Source organism: Protofrankia sp. Cj3, assembly GCF_917627355.1.
Classification (GTDB): domain Bacteria; phylum Actinomycetota; class Actinomycetes; order Frankiales; family Frankiaceae; genus Protofrankia.
Map to the genome: position 1 here is coordinate 16839 of NZ_CAKJTR010000075.1, position 5924 is coordinate 22762.

Here is a 5924-nt window from a genome sequence, read left to right on the forward strand (position 1 = left end):
CCTCCCGCGGCCTGGGGCGTGTCTGATGGATCTTCGATCGCGCGGATCAATGCCCAGAAAGCGTCCCGCTGTGTTGTCGTCGGTCCGGATAGGACACCGCTATCCGGGCCTCCTCCGCCTCGCGGGCCACTTTCTTGATCATCGCCCACATCGACCAACATCCATCAGACACGCCCTGGCCGGATCGCCGTGTGGATCGCCGTCCGTTGGGCAGAGGCTGCAAGGAAACGAGAGATGACTACTAGCATCGAATCCCGTCCGCTGCCACGGCTCAAGCTGCGGTATCGCGAGGAGATCGCGTCAGGCTTGCGCGAACAGTTCCACTACGCGAACGTGATGCAGATCCCGACCGTGGTCAAGGTCGTGGTCAACATGGGCGTTGGCGACGCGGCCCGGGACGCGAAACTCATCGATGGCGCGCTGCGGGACCTCACGGCGATCACCGGCCAGAAGCCCGCCGTTCGCCGGGCGAAGAAGTCCATCGCGCAGTTCAAGCTGCGGGAGGGCATGCCTATCGGCGCTAAGGTGACCCTGCGTGGCGATCGGATGTGGGAGTTTCTGGACCGCCTTGTCTCGGTCGCGCTCCCGCGTATCCGTGACTTCCGCGGGCTGTCCCCGAAACAGTTCGATGGCTCGGGTAACTACACCTTCGGCGTGATCGAACAGTCGATCTTTCATGAGATCGATATAGACCGTATCGACCGGGTCCGGGGAATGGACATCACGGTCGTCACGACCGCCACGACCGATGACGAGGGCCGTGCGCTGTTGCGCGCGCTGGGCTTCCCCTTCCGGGAGAACTGACGGCCACCGGCGGTGTGACTGTACTCCGTGGGCACACCACCGGCGGCCAGAGAGAAGGCATGGCAGGCAGATGGCGAAGAAGGCACTGATTGAAAAGGCGATCCGCAAGCCGAAGTTCGGTGTGCGGGGCTACACCCGTTGCCAGCGCTGCGGCCGGCCGCGGTCGGTCTACCGGGCGTTCGGCCTGTGCCGGGTGTGCCTGCGGCAGATGGCGCACCGCGGCGAGCTTCCCGGGATCACCAAGAGCTCGTGGTAGTGAAAGATTTTCGCATTGTGGTCGGCGGCGGCGCGTGTGTTGCTCTTTTCGCGCCATCGGCGGCCAGCCGTTGGTAGCACGACCTACCGGTAGCGGGACGGGGCGCAGGACGTCCACGCCCGCCAGCGGCCGGCGCACACTACCCACCCGTTCGCGGCAGGCCCCGGCTCGACAGCTGCGGGGAACCGTCGCGAGGAAGGCTTCAGCCCCATGACGATGACAGATCCGATTGCGGACATGCTGACCCGTGTCCGTAATGCCAACCGTGCATACCACGATCAGGTGGTGATGCCGAACAGCAAGATCAAAACGCATATTGCGGAGATCCTCCAGCAGGAGGGTTACATCGCCGGATGGCACGTCGAGGAGCCGCCGGACGGCGACGTCGGCGCGTCCCTCGTCGTGGAGCTGAAGTACGGCCCGAACCGGGAGCGCTCCATCGCCGGGGTGAAGCGCATCAGCAAGCCGGGCCTGCGGGTCTACGCAAAGGCGACCAACCTGCCCAAGGTGCTCGGCGGTCTTGGTGTGGCGATCATTTCCACGTCATCGGGCCTGCTGACCGACAAACAGGCCAACAAGCGCAGGGTAGGCGGGGAAGTCCTCGCCTACGTCTGGTAAGGGGGCCGCACGATGTCACGCATCGGACGCCTGCCGATCTCGGTGCCCAGCGGCGTGGATGTCTCCCTGGACGGCCCAGAGATCGTCATCAAGGGCCCCAAGGGGACTCTCAGCCATTCCGTGGTGGAACCGATCACCGTCAGTGCGCAGGATGGTCAGCTGCTCGTCATTCGTCCGGACGACGAACGCCGTTCCCGGGCGCTGCACGGCCTGACCCGGTCGCTGGTGGCGAACATGGTCACCGGAGTCACCACCGGATACTCGAAGACACTTGAGATCGTTGGTGTCGGTTACCGCGTTCAGGCCAAGGGCTCGGACCTGGAGTTCGCGCTCGGCTTCAGTCACCCGGTCGCGGTGAAGGCGCCGGAGGGCATCCGGTTCGAGGTGCAGACACCGACGCGCTTTGTCGTCCACGGGATCGACAAGCAGCAGGTCGGCGAGGTGGCAGCCAAGATCCGCCGGCTCCGCAAGCCAGATCCGTACAAGGGCAAGGGTGTGCGGTATCAGGGCGAGGTCGTCCGCCGCAAGGTCGGCAAGTCCGGGAAGTAGGGGAACGGATCATGGCTGTCAGTGTCAGCGCCCAGCGGCGTTCGGCGAAGCTTCGCCGGCACGTGCGGATTCGCAAGAAGATCACGGGTACATCCGCCCGCCCGCGCCTCGTGGTCACCCGCTCGGCTCGTCACATCTACGCCCAGGTCATCGACGACATCGCCGGCCACACGCTCGTTTCGGCATCCACGCTGGACGCGTCGCTGCGCACCGCGGAGGGTGACAAGACCGCACAGGCGAAGGCCGTCGGGCAGCTTGTCGCCGAACGCGCCCGGCAAGCGGGAATAGGCGCGGTGGTGTTCGATCGTGGTGGTCGGACCTACCATGGCCGGATAGCGGCGCTCGCGGACGCCGCCAGGGAAGGCGGGCTCGAGTTCTGATGCCTTGCCGTAGGACGTGCGGAAGATCAACAGTGCCGCTGGGATTTCGGCCGCTGGCGGCGCGCGAACATTGTGATCGCGTCGCCTTTGGCCCTCTAAACAGGGAGATTTACTGATGCCAGGCCAGCAGCGCCGCGGAGGCGGCTCCGGCGGCTCTGACCGTCGGGAACGCCGCGACCGCCAGGGCGGCGGTCCGGCGCAGGACAAGAACGCCTACATCGAGCGAGTGGTCGCCATCAACCGGGTGGCGAAGGTCGTCAAGGGCGGTCGGCGGTTCAGCTTTACGGCCCTCGTCGTTGTCGGTGACGCGGACGGCACCGTCGGTGTGGGTTACGGCAAGGCCAAAGAGGTGCCGGCCGCCATCGCCAAGGGTGTGGAAGAGGCCAAGAAGCACTTCTTCAAGGTGCCGCGGATCGGCTCGACGATCCCGCACCCGATTCAGGGCGAGGCCGCGGCCGGAGTCGTGCTGCTCAAGCCGGCATCACCGGGTACCGGTGTCATCGCGGGTGGACCAGTGCGCGCGGTGCTGGAGTGCGCGGGTGTTCACGATGTCCTGTCGAAGTCGCTGGGCTCGTCGAATCCCATCAACATCGTGCACGCCACCGTCTCGGCGCTGCGGGGCCTCATGCGTCCCGAGGAGATCGCGGCACGCCGCGGCCTGCCGATCGAGGATGTCGCGCCGCCCGCGATGCTGCGGGCGCGGGCGGCCGGGGTCGGTGTGTGATGGCTCGTCTGAAGATCACCCAGATTCGCTCCGAAATCGGTGGGACGCGCAATCAGCGGGAGACCCTGCGGACTCTTGGGCTTCGCCGGATCAGAGCCACCACTGTTCGTGATGACCGCCCGGAAATACGTGGGATGATTGCGACTGTGACCCATCTCGTCAAGGTCGAGGAGGTGCATGAATGAGCAGCCTGACCAAGGCCTCCGAGCCGGGGACGGCTGACGCTGCCCGCGGTCGTGGTCTCAAGGTCCACCACCTCAGGCCCGCGGCGGGTGCGCACAAGGCCAAGACCCGTGTCGGCCGGGGCGAGGGCTCCAAGGGCAAGACCGCCGGTCGCGGTACGAAGGGCTCGAAGGCGCGCAAGCAGGTTCCGGCCCGTTTCGAGGGCGGCCAGATGCCGTTGCACATGCGCGTGCCCAAGCTCAAGGGGTTCAAGAACCGCTTCCGCAAGGAGTACCAGGTTGTGAATGTCGCCACTCTCGCCGAGCTGTTCCCAGCCGGTGGTGAGATCGGTGTGAACGATCTGGTGGGCGCCGGTGCGGTACGCCGTAACGCGCTCGTGAAGGTCCTGGGCGATGGGGAGATCGCAGTGGCGCTGAACGTGAGCGCTCACGCCTTCTCGACCACGGCCCGGGAGAAGATTCTTGCTGTCGGCGGCAGCGTCGTCGAGCTCTGAGGCACCGCTGCCGCCGGTTCAGGCGGCTGCCGGGCACCCGGGCGGCGCGGGGCTGTTTTCCCATCCGGCGCTGTGTTTCGCGCCGGATGCCCGGCATCCAGCGGCGTTCACCCGGGATGGCCGGGATGATGATTTGGCCGTCATGTCCCGTGCCGCCGGAGACGGTTCTGCCGGGCGCTCTTCATCGTGCCGCCCGGCGTGACCGCCAGAATGATCCTTTCTGTATCGGTTGCGTCCGCGCGGAGGCTTTGCAAGGATAGATCAGCTCTGTTCCGAATACGCCAAAAAGTCATGAGCCATGTCTCCATGCCCCTGATCCCGGAGGCGGCCGACCGCTATGCCGACTCTGGGCCTGGCCGTGACCCAGGCGCGCTCGGCGTTGTCGCCGGTCCATGTCGGGACGAGTGGACCGTCTCTACTGTTACAGTCGGCACACCGCGCACCGCCGGTCCTATGTTCGGCCAGGACAGTCGTCCACCGAGTGGGTTTGCCGTGACGATCAGCAGGAGGAGTCGTGCTCACCGCCTTCACACGGGCCTTCCGCACGCCCGACCTGCGTAAGAAGCTGCTCTTTACGTTCGGGATCATCGTTCTGTTCCGGATGGGTAGCGTGCTGCCATCGCCGGGGATCTCAACCGGCGCGATCAACCAGTGCCTGTCCTCCGCGAGCGCCGACAGCCGGAACGTCTACTCGTTGATCAACCTTTTCAGCGGTGGCGCTCTTCTTCAGCTCTCCATCTTCGCCCTGGGGATCATGCCGTACATCACGGCGAGCATCATCATCCAGTTGCTGGTCGTGGTCATTCCGCGCCTCGAGCAGCTGAAGAAGGAAGGCGCCTCCGGCGAGCAGAAGCTCACGCAGTACACCCGTTATCTGACCATCTCCCTGGGGGTTCTGCAGGCGACGGGTATCGTCGCGCTCGCCCGCAGTGGCAACCTCTTCCCCGGTTGTTCCGCGCCGATCATCCCCGACACCAGCCTCTTCCGTATCGCGGTCATCGTTATCACCATGACCGCGGGAACCGCTGTGATCATGTGGCTCGGCGAGTTGATCACTGCTCGTGGTGTTGGTAACGGCATGTCACTGTTGATTTTCACCTCGATCGCGGCCGCGCTGCCGTCTCAGGGGACCCGGATCCTCCAGGTCGCCGGCGGCGTCGTCTTCACCCTCATCTGTCTGCTGGGTCTGGCGATCGTGGTGTTCGTGGTGTTCGTGGAGCAGTCGCAGCGGCGGATCCCGGTGCAGTATGCCAAGCGGCTGATCGGCCGCCGGATGTACGGCGGCACCTCGACCTACCTGCCGATCAAGGTGAACCAGGCGGGGGTTATTCCCGTGATCTTCGCCTCATCCCTGCTCCAGCTTCCACAGCTGCTCGGGCAGGTCTGGAGTAACAAGACCTTCCAGGACTTTGAGCAGCGCTACCTGGCGCGTGGTGACCACCCGCTGTATCTGATTATCTATGCCGGACTGATCATTTTCTTCACCTACTTCTATGTGGCCATCACTTTCAACCCGACCGAGGTGGCGGACAACATGAAGAAGTACGGCGGTTTCATCCCTGGGATCAGGCCCGGCCGTCCGACCGCTGAGTATCTCGACCGGGTGCTGTCGCGGATCACTCTCCCGGGCTCGCTCTTCCTTGGCGTCATCACGGTCCTGCCACTTGCGCTGCTCAATCTCACCAAACAGCAGCCGTTTCCCTTCGCCGGCACTTCGGTACTGATCATTGTGGGGGTGGGGCTGGAAACCGTGAAACAGATCGAGAGCCAGCTCATGCTCCGCAACTACGAAGGTTTTCTGCGGTAGTGCGCCTCGTACTGGTCGGACCACCGGGCGCTGGTAAGGGCACCCAGGCCGCGTTCATCGCCCAGGCACGGTTGATCCCCAAGATCTCGACGGGAGACATCTTCCGGGCG

10 protein-coding genes are annotated in these 5924 nt (G+C 64.9%); all 10 read left to right on the forward strand.

All coding sequences use genetic code 11. The features are described 5' to 3' along the window. Nucleotides 1–234: 234 nt before the first annotated feature. A complete protein-coding gene (rplE, locus tag MJ783_RS12340) occupies nt 235–804 on the forward strand; it encodes a 50S ribosomal protein L5 (RefSeq protein WP_239310556.1) in 570 nt (189 codons plus the stop codon). Between the two features lie 70 nt (nt 805–874). Then, nucleotides 875–1060: a type Z 30S ribosomal protein S14 gene (locus MJ783_RS12345; protein ID WP_239310557.1), complete on the forward strand. Its 186-nt coding sequence runs from the start codon at nt 875–877 to the stop codon at nt 1058–1060. Between the two features lie 210 nt (nt 1061–1270). After that, nucleotides 1271–1678, forward strand: coding sequence for a 30S ribosomal protein S8 (gene rpsH / locus MJ783_RS12350; protein WP_239310558.1), 408 nt, complete (start codon nt 1271–1273; stop codon nt 1676–1678). Nucleotides 1679–1690: 12 nt separating this feature from the next. Further along, nucleotides 1691–2227 (forward strand): 50S ribosomal protein L6, encoded by a 537-nt coding sequence (gene rplF / locus MJ783_RS12355; RefSeq protein WP_239310559.1) that lies wholly within the window; start codon nt 1691–1693, stop codon nt 2225–2227. A gap of 11 nt (nt 2228–2238) precedes the next feature. Further along, the gene (rplR, locus tag MJ783_RS12360) at nt 2239–2607 is read left to right on the forward strand and encodes a 50S ribosomal protein L18 (RefSeq protein ID WP_239310560.1); all 369 of its coding nucleotides are present in this window, start codon (nt 2239–2241) and stop codon (nt 2605–2607) included. Between the two features lie 115 nt (nt 2608–2722). Beyond that, nucleotides 2723–3331, forward strand: a complete 609-nt coding sequence (rpsE, locus tag MJ783_RS12365) for a 30S ribosomal protein S5 (protein WP_239310561.1) — start codon at nt 2723–2725, stop codon at nt 3329–3331. After that, the gene (gene rpmD / locus MJ783_RS12370) at nt 3331–3516 is read left to right on the forward strand and encodes a 50S ribosomal protein L30 (RefSeq protein WP_239310565.1); all 186 of its coding nucleotides are present in this window, start codon (nt 3331–3333) and stop codon (nt 3514–3516) included. The genes rpsE and rpmD overlap by 1 nt, the downstream gene beginning before the upstream one ends. Then, nucleotides 3513–4007 (forward strand): 50S ribosomal protein L15, encoded by a 495-nt coding sequence (gene rplO / locus MJ783_RS12375; RefSeq protein WP_239310562.1) that lies wholly within the window; start codon nt 3513–3515, stop codon nt 4005–4007. Before rpmD ends, rplO begins: the two co-directional genes overlap by 4 nt. A gap of 514 nt (nt 4008–4521) precedes the next feature. After that, nucleotides 4522–5814, forward strand: coding sequence for a preprotein translocase subunit SecY (secY, locus tag MJ783_RS12380; RefSeq protein WP_239310563.1), 1293 nt, complete (start codon nt 4522–4524; stop codon nt 5812–5814). Continuing rightward, a partial coding sequence (locus tag MJ783_RS12385; RefSeq protein WP_239310566.1) for a nucleoside monophosphate kinase occupies nt 5814–5924 on the forward strand: 111 nt, incomplete at its 3' end. The genes secY and MJ783_RS12385, both read left to right, overlap by 1 nt.